Genomic DNA, 16,458 nt, shown 5'->3' with positions numbered 1-16,458 from the left:
AGGGGAGGCGCGTCGCGCCTGGGGTGGGCCTTTCCTTCCGGTCCGCGGCGGCCCCCCCTTGAGGGGGAGGCGCATAGCGCCTCGGGGGTGGGCCCTCTCTTTCAGTGCATGACGAAGCGGCTGACTGCCACGCCCACCCATACGGCGACAGTAAAGAGCAGCAGCAGCATCACCGCCGCGCTGCCCAGGTCCTTGGCCCGGCCCAGCAGCGGATGCGTCTCGACCGACAGCGCGTCGGCCAGCGCCTCGATGGCGGAGTTGACCAGCTCCACCGCCAGCACCAGGATCACGGTGCCGATCAGGAAGAAGACCTCGACCGTGGTGCGGCCCAGGAAGAACGCGGCCGGGATGAGCAGCACGGCCAGCGCCAGTTCCTGGCGGAAGGCGGCCTCGTACTTGATCGCGGCCTGCAGGCCCTGCAGCGAATAGCGCAATGCGTTGAGGATGCGGCGCAGGCCGCCGGTGCTTTTATAGGGTGAGGGATGCGGATTCTGTGACATGGATGAGCAGGAAAGCCGAGTGTGGCGGCTTTTTAACAGATATGGGTTGCCCGCGTGGCGGTGTTTCCCATGCTTACAGCGATCATCGGGACGTGCTATACCCTCGCCACGCGCCGGGCCGTGATGTCGCTCATCGACGAGATGCCCGCCGCCCTACCATCTCACTCTTCCCACCAACGCGCCCGTCCGCCGGTCAGCCGGCGGACGCCTGCCGGCGCTTCAAGACCCTGGCAATCCATGCTTGAACGTTTGAACTCAGAATCCCTGTCGCAGCTGCCCAAGGATGTGGAGCTTCCTGGCTACGACCGCAGCCGGGTCACGCCCGGCATCGTGCATCTGGGGCTGGGCGCGTTTCACCGCGCGCATCAGGCCGTGGTGACCGACCTGGCCATGGCCGCCAGCGGCGACCTGAGCTGGGGCATCCTGGGCGTGTCGTTGCGCAGCCCGGCCACGCGCGACGCGCTGACGCCGCAGGATGGGCTGTATACGCTGGCGCTGCGCGATGCCGGCGACGACGGCCAGCCCAAGGAACAGCTGCGGATGGTGGGATCGGTGCTGCGCATCATGGTGGCCGAGGAAGACCCCAACGCGGTGCTCGAACGCATCGCCTATCCGCAGACGCGCATCGTCAGCCTGACCATCACCGAGAAAGGCTACAGCCACGAGCCGTCCACCGGCTACCTGCGCTGGGACGACCCGGACATCCTGCACGACCTGGAGCATCCGGAGCGCCCGCGCAGCGCCATCGGCATCCTGACCTATGGCCTGGCGCTGCGCCGCGAGCGCAGCCTGCCGCCGCTGACGCTGCTGTCCTGCGACAACCTGCACGCCAATGGCGACACGCTGCGCAACCTGGTGCTGGCCTTCGCCTTGCGGCTGGACGCGACGCTGGCCGCCTGGATCGACAAGAACTGCACGTTTCCCAATTCCATGGTCGACCGCATCGTGCCCGGCACGCTGGACGAGGACCGCGCGCGCATCTCCGCCCGGCTGGGGTTCGAGGATGCCTGGCCGGTGGTCGGCGAACCCTATCTGAACTGGATCATCGAGGACCGGTTCGCGGCCGGCCGCCCGGCCTGGGACCTGCCCGGCGGCGCCACCTTCGTGCGCAACGCCGCGCCCTACGAACGGCTCAAGCTGCGCATGGTCAACGCGCCACATTCGGGACTGGCCTACCTGGGCGCCATGCTGGGCATGCGCACCGCCAGCGAGGCCGCGCAGGATCCGGCGTTGCGCCGCTACGCGGAAGACCTGATGCAGCTGGAAATCGCGCCCACCCTGCGCGGCATTCCGGAATCGGGCCTGGAGGAATACCGCCGCCGCTTCATGGCGCGCGTGTCCAATCCCGCCTTGTCGCAAAGCCTGCAGCAGATCGCCATGGACGGCTCGCAGAAGGTGCCGCAGCGGCTGCTGGGCGCGATCCGCGACCGCCTGCGGCGCGGCGACGACTGCGCCCGGCTGGTGCTGGCCGTGGCGGCCTGGCTGCACTACCTGCGCGGCCACGACGAGCGCGGCGACGCCTACGCGGTGCAGGACCCGCTGGCCGACGCGCTGGCCCGGCTGCTGTCCCGCGCCGACGTGGCCGCGACCGCCGCCGCGCCGTCGCAGGCCGCGCAGCGGCGCGCCGTGGTGCTGGCCGGCTTCAAGCCGGTGTTCGGCGACCTGGGCCGGAAGCCGGCCTTCGTGCAGGCGCTGGCGGTGCAGCTGGAGCGGCTGCGGGAGCAGGGTGTGCGGGCAGCCCTGGCGGAACTGGAGCGGGAACAGGCCTGATGCGTCGTGGCTCTCGCCAGCCTGGACTCAAGGCAGTCCCGCGATGAAGCGGCGCCTGGCCTTGTACGTCGAGCGTAGGGACTCTACCCATGCGCTTGCCTGCGTGGGAGGCAGGCAGGCGACGATCTGGCGCACTCGCTTCAGTGGTCCGTCATAGGGGGACGAGGCCATTTTCATCTCGTGCTCGAAGATCCGTTGAAGCAGGCTTGCGGCGTCGGCGCGCCGTTGCTTGGGCATTGCGTCGGCCAGTTGTTCCAGCACGGCCACGTCGCACTGCGTGTCGGGCGTCCGCGCCAGCGACCAGGCGTCATCCCGTTTCTTTTCCGCCAAGAGCCATTGCACGCGAACGGAGACGTCGAGCCGTGGTGTCGCGAGCGGGTCCGAGAATTTAAGATGCCGATATTGTTCCAACGCATGCTTGTGTTTCGCCTGTTCGCGTTGTTCCGCCCATGCGAACAGCTCGGCCCGATAGAGAGCGGGATCCCGTTTCGCGTTTTTTGCGGCCCGAAGCAGCGCCATGTATTGTATGGGGCCAGGGTGATGCTCCAGGCGTTGGCGACGGATGGCCAGCGCTTCCTCGTCCCAGCCGTCGCGTTCATAGCAGCGCAGTAGCGCATCCTCGCAACGTGCGTCGCGGGGGTGGAGCCGGGCAGCTGACTGCGCCCATTGCAACGCTTCCCGATGCCAGTTCCTGGCCTCGCAAAATGCCACGACATCGCAGTATTCTGCGGCGGTCTCCACGCTTTCGATCATGGCCTCCAGTAGCGCGCGCGGGTCGTCCTGACGCGCCAGTACCTCCAGATACCGGCGGCGCAGCAAGTCGCGTTCGAGATCGTCGTCGCTGGTCAGAAATGACGAGGAGCGCCGGGACGTGGTCTTGCGCGGGAGCTGCCGCCACGTGTGCCAGTCCTGGCGGGCGCGTTCCGCGTAGCGGGCCTGCGCCTCGGGGCCGGCGGCTTCGAGAATGGCCGGTTCGTTCCACAAGCCCCAGGGATCCGCGTCCATCAGCTTGAACCAGCGATCTATCCATGGGGCGGGCGGCGGTGCCGTCCGCAAGGTCTCGATGAGCAGGCCCATCAGGTCCTGGATGAGTCCGCCGATCCCGCCCATGGAGTCGTCGGATTGTTCCGCGACCTTGAACAGGCGGCGCAGAGCATGCTCGCACAGTTCGCGGGCCGTGGCGGCATCGCGCGGGATCCATGGCCGCAGCAGCGCCATGACGGCGCTCCCCTGTCGCGCATAGTCGTTGGACTGGCGCCAATCGAGATAGCCGCTGCGTCGAGGCAGCACCGCGTCGATCGCGGCGCGCAGGGCCTTGGGATCATCGACGGCCTTGCTTGAGCTGGCCCAGAGCTTGAGGTCGGCCATGCATGCGCGATCCCGTTCGGCCCAGCTCCACAGGCGTTCGGCCAGGACAGACGCATCCTGCTCCCAAATGAAGCGGCGCAGGGCATCCTGGCGCTCGGCCTGCACGGAAGACTTTTGCGTCGCGGAAGACTGCTTGCGGGTCGCTTGTGGAAGCGAGATCGCGGCGGCATCGCCCAGCGCGGCGCGCCAAGCCAGCGCCAGCGCGACGAGATGCTTGCAGAAATTGCCGTCTTGCGCGTGCGGGCAGGTGCAAGCGCCGTCCAGCTCGGCGTCAGCGCTGATCCACAGCCGGACCGCGTAGGGCAGGTTGCCATGCACCGTTGCCTCGATGGCGGCCTGCTCACCTGGCCGGAGCGTGACATCGCCTGCCGTCTCGACAAGGCCGCTGGCTGCATAATTCAGCCCGCGTTCGAATACTGTGGGGCCGCTCATATCGGCGAGGGCCTGGTTGGACAGCAAGTGCAGCCACGAAGGGCTTTGGGTTGGCTGAGTCATGACAACAGGAGAGGCAAGCGGAAATGGGGGCGACGTGTGCCAACCCTAGATGGGCGGCGGATCGGCGGGCGCGGGCGGCGCGTCGTCCCGCGTGGCTCGCGCCTTGCCGAAGCGCAGCGCGAACTGGCGCGTGAACACCGCGCCGAAGAAGAAGATCTGCGCCGAGTAATAGATCCACAGCAGCAGCGCGATCAGCGAGCCGGCCGCGCCATAGGCCGACACGGCCGCGCCCCGGCTCAGGTAGACGCCGATGCCCCATTTGCCCACCAGGAACAGGGCGGCCGTCACGATGGCGCCGGGAATCACGTCGCGCCAGGTGATGCGCGCGCTGGGCAGCAGCTTGAAGATGACCGCGAACAGCGCCACCACCACCGAGAAGGAAAACAGGTTGGAGATCCATTCAGCCACCACCGCGAAGGACGAGGCCGTCCACAGATCGCCATAGTATTTGCGCGCCGCCGCCAGCCCCGCGTTCACCGTCAGCGAGATCAGCAGGAATAGCGCCAGCACCAGCACCAGGCCGAACGACAGCATGCGGCTGCGCACCATGCCCTGCAATCCCTTTTGCCTGGCGGACACGTCCCACAGCTCGTCCAGGCTGGCCTTCAGTTCGGCGAAGGCGGTGGTGGCGCTGAAGATCAGCACGAAGATCGAGATCAGCGCGGCGATCCAGCCGCCGCCCGATTCGTGGGCGCTTGCCAGCACGGTCTGGATGACCTCGGCGCCGCGCTCGCCGGTCAGGTCGCGCAGCTGCGTGAACAGCTCCGAGCGCACCGCGTCCTCGCCGAAGAACGCGCCCGCCACCGCGATCACCAGGATCAGCATGGGCGCGAGCGAGAACACCATGTACAGCGCCAGCGCCGCGCCCTTGCTGGACGCGCGGCGATCGGACCACTGGTTGATGGAATCCATCAGCAATCCGCCGATCTCGGAGGGGCGCAGGAGTCGCAGGCTGGGAGGCAGGCGCATGGGACGGGCTCGGGCTGGGAAGCCTTCATTGTAGGGACGGATGCAGCGCGACGAAACCTTCCGTTTGTGCGCAAACGTTCCAGCGGCGCCGTTGCGGGCGCTTCGGCCAGGTCCGCCCCGGGCGGCGGAAGCGGCGGGCGGACGGTGCGCGGCGCGCTGCGATCCGCGCGCGCAAAAGAAAACCCCCGGGGGCGAAGGACCCGGGGGTTCTCAGGATTTGCTTGCCCCGGGCGTCCCCGGGGCGGGCAAGGCAGTGACGGCGGGACTTAGAAGTCCATGCCGCCCATGCCGCCCATGCCACCCGGCATGGCCGGGGCAGCGGGCTTGTCTTCGGCCAGTTCGACCACGGCGGCTTCGGCGGTCAGCAGCAGGCTGGCGACGGAGGCGGCGTTTTGCAGGGCGGTGCGGGTCACCTTGGTGGGATCCAGCACGCCTTGCTCGACCAGGTCGGTGTACTCGCCGGTCGCGGCGTTGTAGCCGTAGTTGCCCTTGCCGTTCAGCACGTTGTTGACGACGACGCTGGCTTCTTCACCGGCGTTGGCGACGATCGTGCGCAGCGGCTCTTCGACGGCGCGCAGGATCAGCTTGATGCCGGCGTTCTGGTCGGGCGTGTCGCCCTTCAGGTCGGTGATGGCTTGCTTGGCGCGCAGCAGGGCGACGCCGCCGCCGGCCACGACGCCTTCTTCAACGGCGGCACGGGTGGCGTGCAGCGCGTCTTCGACGCGAGCCTTCTTTTCCTTCATTTCGACTTCGGTGGCGGCACCGACGCGAATCACGGCAACGCCGCCGGCCAGCTTGGCCACGCGTTCTTGCAGCTTTTCACGGTCGTAGTCGGACGTGGCTTCTTCGATCTGGACGCGGATCTGCTTGACGCGAGCTTCGATCGACTTGCTGTCGCCAGCGCCGTCGATGATGGTCGTGTTTTCCTTGCCCACTTCGATGCGCTTGGCTTGGCCCAGTTCTGCCAGGCCGGCCTTTTCCAGCGACATGCCGGTTTCTTCGGAGATCACCGTGCCGCCCGTCAGGATGGCGATGTCTTCCAGCATGGCCTTGCGGCGGTCGCCGAAGCCCGGCGCCTTGACGGCGGTGGTCTTCAGGATGCCACGGATGTTGTTCACCACCAGGGTGGCCAGCGCTTCGCCTTCGACGTCTTCGGCGATGATCAGCAGCGGACGGCTCGACTTGGCGACTTGTTCCAGCACGGGCAGCAGGTCGCGGATGTTGCTGATCTTCTTGTCGAAGATCAGGACGAACGGGTCGTCCAGGGCGGCAACTTGCTTGTCCGGGTTGTTGATGAAGTAGGGCGACAGGTAGCCGCGGTCGAATTGCATGCCTTCGACGACGTCCAGCTCGTTTTCCAGCGACTTGCCGTCTTCGACGGTGATGACGCCTTCCTTGCCGACCTTGTCCATCGCGTCAGCGATGATCTGGCCGATGGAGGTGTCGCTGTTGGCCGAGATCGAGCCGACCTGGGCGATTTCCTTGCTGGTCGTGACCGGCTTGGATTGCTTCTTCAGTTCGGCGACGGCGGCGGCGACGGCCTTGTCGATACCGCGCTTCAGGTCGATCGGGTTGAAACCGGCGGCAACGTACTTCAGGCCTTCCTGAACGATGGCCTGGGCCAGCACGGTGGCGGTGGTGGTGCCGTCACCGGCGTTGTCGGAGGTCTTCGAGGCGACGTCCTTGACCAGCTGGGCGCCGATGTTCTCGAACTTGTCCTTCAGTTCGATTTCCTTGGCGACGGACACGCCGTCCTTGGTCACGGTCGGGGCGCCGAACGAGCGCTCCAGCACGACGTTGCGACCCTTGGGGCCCAGGGTGGTCTTGACGGCGTTGGCGAGAACATTCACGCCACGGACGATGCGCACGCGGGCGTCGTCACCGAACAGTACTTGCTTGGCAGCCATTTTTATCAGCTTCCTTCGAAAATTCGTTTAGGCGGGGATTTACTGGATCACGGCGAGGATTTCGTCCTCGCGGATGACGAGCAGCTCTTCGCCATCAACCTTCACCGACTGGCCGGCGTACTTGCCGAACAGCACCTTGTCGCCAGCCTTCAGGTCGACCGGCAGGATCTTGCCGTCTTCGGTCTTCTTGCCCGGGCCAACGGCGACGACTTCGCCTTGGTCCGGCTTTTCAGCGGCGCTGTCCGGGATGACGATGCCCGAGGCGGTCTTGCGCTCGTTGTCCAGGCGTTTGACGATCACGCGATCGTGCAGGGGACGCAGGGCCATGAGGAACTCCTGTTTCTAGAAGAGATTTGAAATGGTTCGGGGTGCCCCGGGAGCGTTGTTAGCACTCACCGGTGTCGAGTGCTAATTATAGGGATGAAGTTTGGGGCTTCAAGGGGGGGAGGGTGGCTGTTACATATTCGAGAGCTAAGCACTTATCAAGGTGGGATCGAGCATATACAGCTTTAGATATGTATTCTAAAAATACAAATCATATTGTGTGTTTCTGATTAACAGCCTACGCTATGTAAACCGTGAATACAGCCGAGATAGGTATGTCCGACTTCATCGTTCACACTGCGGAGCAGCTCCCCGCTCTGCTCCAGGGATTCCGCAAAAAAGCAGGCCTGACTCAAGCAGATGCGGCGCTGCGCCTGGGCGTTACGCAGCAAACGCTTTCTGCCCTGGAACGCAATGCCCAGAAGGTCAGCGCTGACCGACTTCTGTTGCTCCTGAGCCTCCTGGGGGTTCAGCTCGTGCTACGGTCCGATGATGAAAAGTCGAGCGTCAAGCCCATCGACGACCAGGACTGGTGAGTCATGGGGAAAAAGACTTCCCTGAGGTCCTTGAACCTTTGGATGAACGGCGTCCAGGTTGGTATCTGGAAAATGGGCGGCAATGGCGCCGATCTCTTGCAGTACACCGACGAGTGGATCGCCTCCAGTCAAGGGCGGCCGCTGTCCCTGTCGCTGCCATTTACGCCTGGCAATCAGCCTCATCGCGGGGGGGCTGTGCGAACCTACTTCGAAAACCTGCTGCCCGATAGCAAGGGCATACGCGAGCGAGTGGCGAGGCGATTCCAGATTGGGTCCACCGATGCTCTCGCGCTGTTGGCGGAAATAGGCAGGGATTGCGTTGGGGCTTTGCAGATAATGCCTGGCACGATGGAGCCCGATGATATCCACACGGTGAGCGGATCGCCGCTGACCGAGGCCGAAGTTGCCCAGGTATTGCGCAACGTTGTGACGCCTGCACTGTTCAGTGACCACACGCCAGCCGACGACGAGGGTTTCCGCATTTCCATCGCTGGCGCACAGGAAAAGACCGCCTTGCTGTGGAACGAAAATCGGTGGTGCTTGCCGCAGGGCGCGACGCCGACCACGCACATCTTCAAGATGCCGCTCGGCCTTGTGGGCAACTGGCAGGTCGACATGCGAGACTCCGTCGAGAACGAATGGCTCTGCTCCGAGATCCTGCGCGCCTACGACATCCCCGTCGCGCGGACGCAGATACTGCAGTTCGAAGATATGAAGGTACTTTCCGTCGAGCGCTTCGACCGTAGGCGGGTGACACGTTCTCCGTGGCCCCGTCCATGGTTCCTGCGCTTGCCGCAAGAGGACATGTGCCAGGCGACAGGCACGCCTCCTCATCTGAAGTACGAATCGGACAGCGGTCCCGGAATGCGCGAGATCCTGCGGCTACTGGGCATGTCCATTGATCCGGATCGCGACAGGCGCATCTTTTTCCAGGCACAGGTGCTCTATTGGATGCTGTGCGCAAGCGATGGGCATGCGAAGAATTTCAGCATTTTCCTGCGTCCTGGAGGCTCGTTCGAACTCACTCCCCTATACGACGTGCTGTCGGCCTATCCGGTCATGGGAAAAGGGGCCAAGCAGTTGTCCCCGATGAAAGTGAAGATGGCCATGGCCGTGCGTTCGAAGAACGCCCACTGGAAGATGCACGAGATCCAGCGCCGGCACTGGGTGACTGTGGGGGCCGAGCACGGCGTCGTCACGTCAGACGGAAGAGGCGTCGAGCACGTGATAGACGACCTGGTAGCCAGGACGCCACAAGTCATCGATACGGTTCGCGACAGGTTGCCGTCCGGCTTCCCTCCGAAAGTTGCCGACAGCATCCTGGATGGATTGCAGCGCGCCGCGGATAAGCTGGGGCAATCAGGGAGCAGGCGCTCCACGGCGGATGCCTTGCCCGCGTAGTGCCTGAGTGTGAATCTGTGGCGGCTACCAGCGATTGAAGATCAGGAGGGGGTAGCGCGGCGCGGATCATCGGCCTCCGACGACAGGCTGGGCCCCGAAATCGTCATCAGCCTGACCGGGGCGCGGGCCAGCTGGCGATGCCATAGCCCTTTGGGTACGATACAGACGCAGCCCTGCCGCAGCATTTCCGTCTGCGATCCGGTTTCCGTCAGGATCGTGATCTCGACCTCGCCTTCGACGGCATAAAGGAGTTCATCGGTATCGGGATGGTTTTCCCAGGGCGCCTGTCCGACGAAGCCGCCGATGAACAGGCCGCCGCTGCCGAAGGCCGCCTGCATCGGAAAGGCGTCGGCGTCGTCCTCCTGCTCCACGCCACGGCTGAGATCGGCCAGCGGCAGGCCGCCGAGGATTTGATTGACGTTGAAGATACGCAAGGGGTTCTGGTCCATGCCGCATTCCTGAAATGGTCGGGAATGACATCCTGAACGGCAAGGCCGGTCGCGTCTTGAAGAAAAGTTACCTGGCCGCGTGACGCGCGGCCTAGGAAGGAGCGCCCCATGGCAGGAAATCGCCTGTACCGATGGTTATCGTCCCGCCCGGGCATCCCGGGCGCCTGCCGGCCATAGCCATGCGGGACTGGATCGAGACGTCGGCGGGCCCGCTGCCGCCAAGCATGCAAGGCGTCACCCTGCGGCGCAGGGCGCCGCACGCCATGCTGCGGCATGACGTAGTCGATATTTCCGGCTATCAGGAAAACGTGGTCGAGCGCGTCCGGCAGCTGCAGCCCGCGCGCCTGGAAATCCCCTGGATCATCAGCTTCGGCGCGCCGTTCGCGATCAGGATCGGCGAGGCCTCGCAGCCCGCCGTCATGGACGGCAGTTTCGTCGCCGGCCTGGTGGCCGGCCCCGCCCTGATCGAATCGGGGGGCGGGAGCGCATGCATCAGCGTCAGCTTCACGCCTTCCGGCGCGCGCCGGTTCTTCGACCTGCCGATGTCCGAGATCGCGGGAGGCATGGCCAGGGCCGAGGATCTGCTCGGGAATACGGTCGCGGCATTGCGCGAGCGATTGGGCGACGAGCCGGATTGGGAGCGGCGCTTTGACATCGTTGAGGCGTTTCTTGCGAGCCGCTTGTTGACCATGGCCAGGACAGGCACGCCCGCCACCTGGGCTTACGAGCGACTGCGGCAGTCGCACGGCATGGAAAGAATCGAGGACATCGCGAGCCAGCTGGGCTGGAGCCGCAAGCATCTGGCGGCCCGGTTCCATGACGAGATCGGCCTGTCGCCGAAGACGATCGCGCAGATGATGCGCTTCAACCACGCCTTGGCGCATGCGCGTCGCCGGACCTGCGGCTGGGCCGAGCTCGCGGGCCAGTGCGGTTATGCCGACCAGGCGCACCTGATCCGGGATTTCACCAGGTTCTCGGGGGAAAGCCCGACGGCATGGGGAAACCGGCTCGCGCCTCGGGCGTAGGGCGCCCGCGCCGCGGTGCGGGCATGGGCGAGCCGCAGGCCTTCAAATCGTGCCGTGCCCGCTGGACGGGTCTTCGGAAGTCTCCAGGGCGACAAGTCGCCGGCAAGCCTGCAGGTTCATCTCCACGAACTGCTCCCAGGAGTACAGGTGCACGTAGTGACGTTCGTAGTACTGCTCGACGCGACAGATTTCCGGTCGACTCGAATAGATCCGGCAAGCGGATGTCACCTCATCGTAGTGTTGACAGGTGCCGTCTCCACGATCCAGGAATCGTGTTTCTTCGGCCAGGTCGACATGCCTGCAGCACGCCCCGCATTGGGTGCATGGAAACGCACTGCGAGGCTTGCCGTCGGATGACATCCGCAGGGTATTCAAATCAAGCCGCTCAAGCCGCGAGGGAACTGATTTCTTCAACACGCTTGTCCGAAGCCAGAACGCGCTTTCCTTCCCGGTCGAGGATAGGGGTATCGATCATGGCCTTGATCAACTGTGCATATTTCACCGTGGCAAGAACGCCTTCCCTTGCGTCGGCCGGATAGGCTGCATAGTCGACGCCGTGGTCTCGAATGATGCTGGTCAGGTCGCCCACCGCGCGCCGCAGTTTGGAGCTGATTTTGGAGAAAACGGAGTTGGCCAGCGAGGACACCGTTTCGATGCTTGCCAGCTCAGTACACACGAGCGCGGCTTCCTGCTTGATGGTTTTCGCCTGTTCCAGGTTGCTGCGGGCGTTGTTCAGCGCTTCTTCGCCCTTGTTGCCAACGATATACCCGAAGATCGCCAGAGCAGGACCCGCCACGATGCCACCCAGGATGGCGGTGCCGAGCGCCATGCCGCCACCGCCAGCGGCGATTGATCCGCCGCCCAGCCAGGCCAGGGTTGCATTGGTGGCGGCTGCCCCGCTCAGCGTGGATATTGCCGTGCCGGTGCTGGCCGTCGCCAGCAGCATGGTGCCGTTGTAGGCGCCGAATGCCAGCGCTGCGCCGCCGCCCAATCCCGAGCCCAGGCCGATCCCCGAGCTTTTCAGCAAGGCATAGTCATCGCGCAGCCCCTGGAGGGTTACCTGCGAGAAACCCCCGAGGTTCAGCTTGTCGAGTTCAGGGGTATGGACCGTCTCGACGTTCTTCAGTTGGCCGAAGACCTCGATGAACTCGGAGATGATGCCGTTGAACGCGCGCAGTTTGCGGGCGCCATAGTCTTCCAGCACGGCGTTGGTCGATTGCCGTTGCGTGCCGACGCGCTGCTGTGCCGCGTCCACCATGGACTGTGCGTCGTTGGCGATCTCGTTCGCGTTGTTGTGGTCCATGACGCCGCTTGCGCTTTTGTACGCGCCGTACAGTGCGGTGCCGATTCCGATTGCGCCAAGTATGATGGGAACAGCCATTTTCCGTCCTTATTCCAGAATGATTGCGATCGTCTTCTGCGCTTCGATGTGCGTGCGTTCGGCACGCTCGAGCAGGTCGTCGGCGATATAGTCATCGATCTTGTAGTGGTGCTTGAATTCGGACAGCACCTGCCACTGAATGTTGGAGATGATCCCGCCAGTCAGTGACAACAAGAACAATTCGAAGAGCATCAGCTTTGGAATGGTGGGGGTCGCCGCCTTTTGCTCTTTGAGGATGTCGCGCAGAACGCTGGTCGCGACGGTTACCCGAACAGCCGAATCTCCCTCGGCCTTCAGTGGCATGGCGTCCAGGCGCTCGATCAGCTCGTGGGCAACCCCGGAGCCGCCCGAGCCGGTGAAGAAGACCCAACCGGTCTTGGCCGACACGGGCATGCGGCTTGTTTCGAACTCATGATCGCCGATGAGTGACGATGCGAGTTCTTTCATCGCTGCATGGACCGAACCATTCCATTCGAGTGAGACGGCGTCTGCCTTGAGGTCCGCGCTTGTGGCGTCTTCGCGGCGTCTGCCATTCCATAGCATGGGTTTGTCGCACAGGCTGATCAGTTCAGCCAGGCAAAGGAAAATGCGCTTGTCACTATCGGAAAGCTGCTTCAGCAGCATGGGGACCTCCAGGTTTGGGGATGCTGAATGTTGATGCGTCAACCTCACAGCCGCAGCGGATCGTCGCTGGCCATGAACGTGTCAAACTCGGCTTGCGAACCGAATTGAAGTTGTTTTCCCAACAATTCGGCGAATTGATTGATCGCGGCGGCAAGATCATCGGCGCCGTCGCCTCGGCATGCGTCGACCACGCAGAACAGTTGCCGGGCCTCGCGCTGAAGCAAGGGCATCTCGCGCGCGACGAAAGCGTCCAGCGTCGCCTGCTCGATGGCAATCTGCGCACGCGCTTGCGCTTCGATTTCACGCACGCGTTCCAAGCGCGCACGAGAGAGATCGGCGGCTTTCGCGGCGTCGAGGGCCGCCTGGTAGAACAGGGAGGACAGCGTGTAGCCCACCATTCCACCGATCGCCGCGCCGACGAATGGAATGGGGATGGCAATTTGGCCCAAGGCGGCCATCATCCCCGAGGACAGCATGCCGGCGCCTTTCTCGCCGACTTCAGCGAGAAGTTCGGATTCGGAGATTTCTCCGGCGACATACCGCTTGATGGATGCGCCAAGAGAAATGCAGATATTGACGACCAAGGCGGGGGCGCTGGTATTTGAAAGGAGACGGGCGCCTTGCGACCCAGACTGCTGCATGAGCGACTTGGTCACGGCGCCGATGGCTGCCGTGCCATATCCGACCGCGCCCGCCGTGATGGTGTCCACCGCCAGCTCCTGCGCGGCCTCCTGCATCGAAATCCGACCTTGCGCGACCGCGAAGATGTTCTTCAGCGCTGAAACGCTGGCTCCGATGACCGCGCCATATTTCGCGCCCTCCATACCGGCCTGGTGACCCGTCTTCGCGATGTCGCGCACTGTCGCGAGTTTGGGATGTCGGCGATAGAAAATCGCATCTTCCGTTGTCAGTCCGCTATCCCGAAGATTGCCGCCGAGTTCTTCAAAGTTGTCGGCCTCGCGTCTCAGCTTGGCGGCAATATCGGGAGACTTGCCCTGCATTTCCATTTGACGGGCGTTTTCGCGCAGTTCCGTCGCCCTGTCGCGGCAATATTCGGCCGCGCCTGCAAATTGTTCCGACGGCAATTCGAGCTTGACGCCACGATAGCGGGCGAATTTGCCGTCCTCCCGGGCAATACGCGAGAACAGCGTGTTGCGGTCTCCAACGAACTTCATCTGTGCCTGGGAGCCGTCGATGATCTTTCCATCGATCAGCTGGACGCGATCCACCACGTTATGGTTTTTTCCATACGCGCTCAGGTCATCCGAGCGGATCGTGCGCTGGTCGGAGCCGGCAATAATGGCTTGCGCGTTGTCTCGGCTGGTCGCTGCCACTTCCGCCGAGAATCCCGCCTGCTGTTTGATGTTCTTGATGGCTTCGGCCGGATCGGCATTGACCTTGTGCTTCGCGATATCGGCCAGACCCTTGGCGAACCGTTGGCCCGTTTCGTTGTCGACGCCGCGATAGCCCTTGATGTATTCCGCTGCGGCGCTGCCATATCGGTGGACGGTCTCGCGTCCGGACATCGCCACCCCGGCGCGTATGGCATCGGCCGAGATCGCTTCCTGCGCGGTTGCCTGCGGTTCGGCCTCGCCGTTGGCGGCATTGGTGTATACGTGCTTGTTCTCTTTCATGGTTGGACGACACCTTGGAATTTGAGTCAACCGTGGGAACCTATCTGGGCAAGCAATTGCCGCTTTACATGCTCGAATTCTTCCTTTGTAAGGATGCCGCTCTGGTACAGAGCGAAAACACGTTTCAGATCTCCCAGGCAACCGTGGACGGTTGAACAGGCATCCGCAATGGCGGCAGGCTCGGACCCGCTGCTTGCGGACGGGCCGCGCTCCGCTGTCTTGTTTCTCAGATGATTGCGGATACGCTCGCCTCCATTACTGATCGCCTTCGCGCTGGAATATGCGCCGCATAAAAAAAGAACCAACAGGATTACGCCTACCATCATCGCAATACGCATAGTCAGAAACCTTGGATTGAGGGGTGGCGTGCCAGAAGCAGGGCCTTCAACCACTCATGGGAGTATTCTCTCCATGGTTACGACAAGATGTGTCGCAGCGCGTCCGTCGGCGCGTCCTCCTCTGTCACGCCATCGTTCAGCCTCACATCCCAGATCTTTGAGCCGAAGCCGCGCAGCCAGCGATGCAACTGGACCGTTTCCACGACCGTTGCGGAGATCTCCATGTATGCATCGTGGGCGACCACTTGCTGGTCGAGCGCCAGAGGCGATTCCAGCAGGTGCAGGCCCGTGTCCTTGTCCATGCAGAAATGCAGGCGCACCCGTTTGCCGCTGCCAAAGCTGAATTTGCCATCGCCGTCATACTGTTCCAGGTCGAAGTCAGCGGGGGGATCGAACGAACGGATCGTGACCCGAGCGGATTGAATGCGGTGCAAGGCCAGGATGCGTTCTTCCGTATATCCTTCATAACGGCACACCAGATATAGCCTCACCCCCTGCTGGGCGAGGCCCAGCGGCATGACGCAACTGTTTCGAGCTTTGCCGACGGCATTGCAATACTCGATTTCCAGCCAATGATTCGAGTACAAGGCATTGCTGACGGCTTCGAATACTGCCTCGTCGATCTTCGGCGGCACGGTTGGTTGTGTCGGACTGATGACCCGAACCTTTTTGAGCCATTGGCGGGCGGGCCTGGCCGCGTTGGCATGGCCGAGCGTGCTGCGGGCTTGCATGAAGAAGCCGTCCAATGACTTCATCAGTCCGGCGGGCAATATCTGGCGCAGATGCTCGTCTGCCAATGCCAGCAGCAATGCCTCCTGCTCGGTCAGTCCCGGCAGCGAGATGCCGCCGGATTGGGCTTTCCAGCGATATCCATAGGGTTTGCTGCGGTTGTCGCACTCGATATCGAAGTGCTCGCTCAGTGTTTCCAGCTGACGTTGAACGGTGCGCAGGTCGCGCACGATTCCGGCATGGCCCAACTGCTCGTGGAGTTCCGACGCGGTAATGCGCCGGTTCCGGGGGATGCGGCGCAACAATTCCACCGCTATCAAGGTTGTTTCCAGCGTGTCGGATCGTTTGGACATGCGATACTTTCCACCGCCATCCGCAGGGCGGAAGCATGTTGGATGACGGCCTAAGTCCGAGGGGCGCTGCCAGCCCGTCTCCGGTTATCGATGCCGCCATAACGGCAGATGCGGAGAATTATTAAATGCTTGCGCCGAAAAATAATTTCGTTTCCGTTTTTTCAGGGGCGGACGGTATTCTTGGCTGAGTCGCGTCCAGACGGATCGCGCATTTGAAGTTGAACGGTCGAGTGGCAGGCATATGGGAATTTCAGCGAAGGCATTTTCCAGATGAACCGGGTTTTGGGTTTTCTGGATAGGGATAGATCGACGATTGAGTAAACCGGAAGATCGCGATCGTCACCGTTCCGTCAATGAAAAAAGCCCGCTCGCGCGGGCTTTCTCCTGCCAAGCGAAGACGGCGCTTACTTCACCGCCGACACATCCAGCCTGGCCAGCGTCTTGGACTGGATCTCGTCGACCGTCACGCCCGGCGCCACCTCCAGCAGCTTCAGGCCGCCCTCGGTGACTTCCATCACACCCAGGTCGGTGATGATCAGGTTGACCACGCCCACGCCGGTCAGCGGCAGGTTGCACGCCGGCAGCAGCTTGATGTCCTCGGTGCCGTCCTTCTTCTTGGCCACGTGTTCCATCAGGACCACCACGCGGCCCACGC

Annotated in this window: 17 protein-coding genes; 4 read left to right on the top strand and 13 right to left on the bottom strand. The window is 63.3% G+C overall.

The annotated features are described in order from the left end of the window. Window positions 1–101: 101 nt before the first annotated feature. Window positions 102–500, bottom strand: coding sequence for a diacylglycerol kinase (locus AC6LJ9_RS08805; protein WP_103276183.1), 399 nt, complete (start codon window positions 498–500; stop codon window positions 102–104). Window positions 501–737: 237 nt separating this feature from the next. Here AC6LJ9_RS08805 and AC6LJ9_RS08800 point away from each other — a divergent pair, with 237 nt between their 5' ends. Beyond that, on the top strand, window positions 738–2,270 hold the full coding sequence (locus AC6LJ9_RS08800) for a mannitol dehydrogenase family protein (RefSeq protein WP_498147270.1): 1,533 nt from the start codon (window positions 738–740) through the stop codon (window positions 2,268–2,270). Window positions 2,271–2,297: 27 nt separating this feature from the next. On the opposite strand, the gene AC6LJ9_RS08795 is transcribed toward AC6LJ9_RS08800, so the two are convergent. From AC6LJ9_RS08795 to groES, 4 genes are all read right to left on the bottom strand, one after another. Then, entirely contained in the window at window positions 2,298–4,097 is a 1,800-nt protein-coding gene (locus tag AC6LJ9_RS08795) for an SWIM zinc finger family protein (protein WP_498147269.1), read from the bottom strand. A gap of 81 nt (window positions 4,098–4,178) precedes the next feature. Next, entirely contained in the window at window positions 4,179–5,102 is a 924-nt protein-coding gene (locus AC6LJ9_RS08790) for a YihY/virulence factor BrkB family protein (RefSeq protein ID WP_498147268.1), read from the bottom strand. A gap of 266 nt (window positions 5,103–5,368) precedes the next feature. Next, window positions 5,369–7,009, bottom strand: a complete 1,641-nt coding sequence (groL, locus tag AC6LJ9_RS08785; protein ID WP_103276179.1) for a chaperonin GroEL — start codon at window positions 7,007–7,009, stop codon at window positions 5,369–5,371. Window positions 7,010–7,048: 39 nt separating this feature from the next. Beyond that, window positions 7,049–7,336, bottom strand: coding sequence for a co-chaperone GroES (groES, locus tag AC6LJ9_RS08780; protein ID WP_103276178.1), 288 nt, complete (start codon window positions 7,334–7,336; stop codon window positions 7,049–7,051). 272 nt (window positions 7,337–7,608) lie between these two features. Here groES and AC6LJ9_RS08775 point away from each other — a divergent pair, with 272 nt between their 5' ends. After that, the gene (locus AC6LJ9_RS08775) at window positions 7,609–7,869 is read left to right on the top strand and encodes a helix-turn-helix transcriptional regulator (protein WP_498147267.1); all 261 of its coding nucleotides are present in this window, start codon (window positions 7,609–7,611) and stop codon (window positions 7,867–7,869) included. A gap of 3 nt (window positions 7,870–7,872) precedes the next feature. Further along, on the top strand, window positions 7,873–9,270 hold the full coding sequence (locus AC6LJ9_RS08770) for a type II toxin-antitoxin system HipA family toxin (protein ID WP_498147266.1): 1,398 nt from the start codon (window positions 7,873–7,875) through the stop codon (window positions 9,268–9,270). A gap of 41 nt (window positions 9,271–9,311) precedes the next feature. Here AC6LJ9_RS08770 and AC6LJ9_RS08765 read toward each other — a convergent pair whose 3' ends face one another. Continuing rightward, window positions 9,312–9,719, bottom strand: coding sequence for a cupin domain-containing protein (locus AC6LJ9_RS08765; RefSeq protein WP_498147265.1), 408 nt, complete (start codon window positions 9,717–9,719; stop codon window positions 9,312–9,314). 131 nt (window positions 9,720–9,850) lie between these two features. Here AC6LJ9_RS08765 and AC6LJ9_RS08760 point away from each other — a divergent pair, with 131 nt between their 5' ends. Continuing rightward, the gene (locus AC6LJ9_RS08760) at window positions 9,851–10,744 is read left to right on the top strand and encodes a helix-turn-helix domain-containing protein (protein ID WP_498147264.1); all 894 of its coding nucleotides are present in this window, start codon (window positions 9,851–9,853) and stop codon (window positions 10,742–10,744) included. 42 nt (window positions 10,745–10,786) lie between these two features. Here the strand turns inward: AC6LJ9_RS08760 and AC6LJ9_RS08755 are convergent, their stop codons facing one another. The 7 genes from AC6LJ9_RS08755 to AC6LJ9_RS08725 all read right to left on the bottom strand — a co-directional run. After that, a complete protein-coding gene (locus tag AC6LJ9_RS08755) occupies window positions 10,787–11,104 on the bottom strand; it encodes a YkgJ family cysteine cluster protein (RefSeq protein WP_498147314.1) in 318 nt (105 codons plus the stop codon). Window positions 11,105–11,129: 25 nt separating this feature from the next. Next, window positions 11,130–12,125: a hypothetical protein gene (locus AC6LJ9_RS08750; protein ID WP_498147263.1), complete on the bottom strand. Its 996-nt coding sequence runs from the start codon at window positions 12,123–12,125 to the stop codon at window positions 11,130–11,132. Window positions 12,126–12,134: 9 nt separating this feature from the next. Next, the gene (locus AC6LJ9_RS08745) at window positions 12,135–12,749 is read right to left on the bottom strand and encodes a hypothetical protein (RefSeq protein WP_498147262.1); all 615 of its coding nucleotides are present in this window, start codon (window positions 12,747–12,749) and stop codon (window positions 12,135–12,137) included. A 44-nt stretch (window positions 12,750–12,793) separates the two neighbouring features. Next, window positions 12,794–14,383 carry a hypothetical protein gene (locus AC6LJ9_RS08740; RefSeq protein WP_498147261.1) on the bottom strand — a complete coding sequence of 530 codons (1,590 nt, stop codon included), beginning with the start codon at window positions 14,381–14,383 and terminating at the stop codon, window positions 12,794–12,796. Between the two features lie 26 nt (window positions 14,384–14,409). Beyond that, window positions 14,410–14,721, bottom strand: coding sequence for an SHOCT domain-containing protein (locus tag AC6LJ9_RS08735; RefSeq protein WP_498147260.1), 312 nt, complete (start codon window positions 14,719–14,721; stop codon window positions 14,410–14,412). A gap of 77 nt (window positions 14,722–14,798) precedes the next feature. Continuing rightward, on the bottom strand, window positions 14,799–15,803 hold the full coding sequence (locus AC6LJ9_RS08730; RefSeq protein WP_498147259.1) for a helix-turn-helix transcriptional regulator: 1,005 nt from the start codon (window positions 15,801–15,803) through the stop codon (window positions 14,799–14,801). A gap of 404 nt (window positions 15,804–16,207) precedes the next feature. Next, the coding region (locus AC6LJ9_RS08725) for a CoA-transferase (RefSeq protein WP_498147258.1) at window positions 16,208–16,458 on the bottom strand (251 nt) is incomplete at its 5' end.

The sequence above is a fragment of the Achromobacter sp. 1011811831 genome (assembly GCF_059760905.1).
Note: the sequence above shows the minus strand (reverse complement) of the source record. Positions and strands in the feature narration are given on the sequence as shown.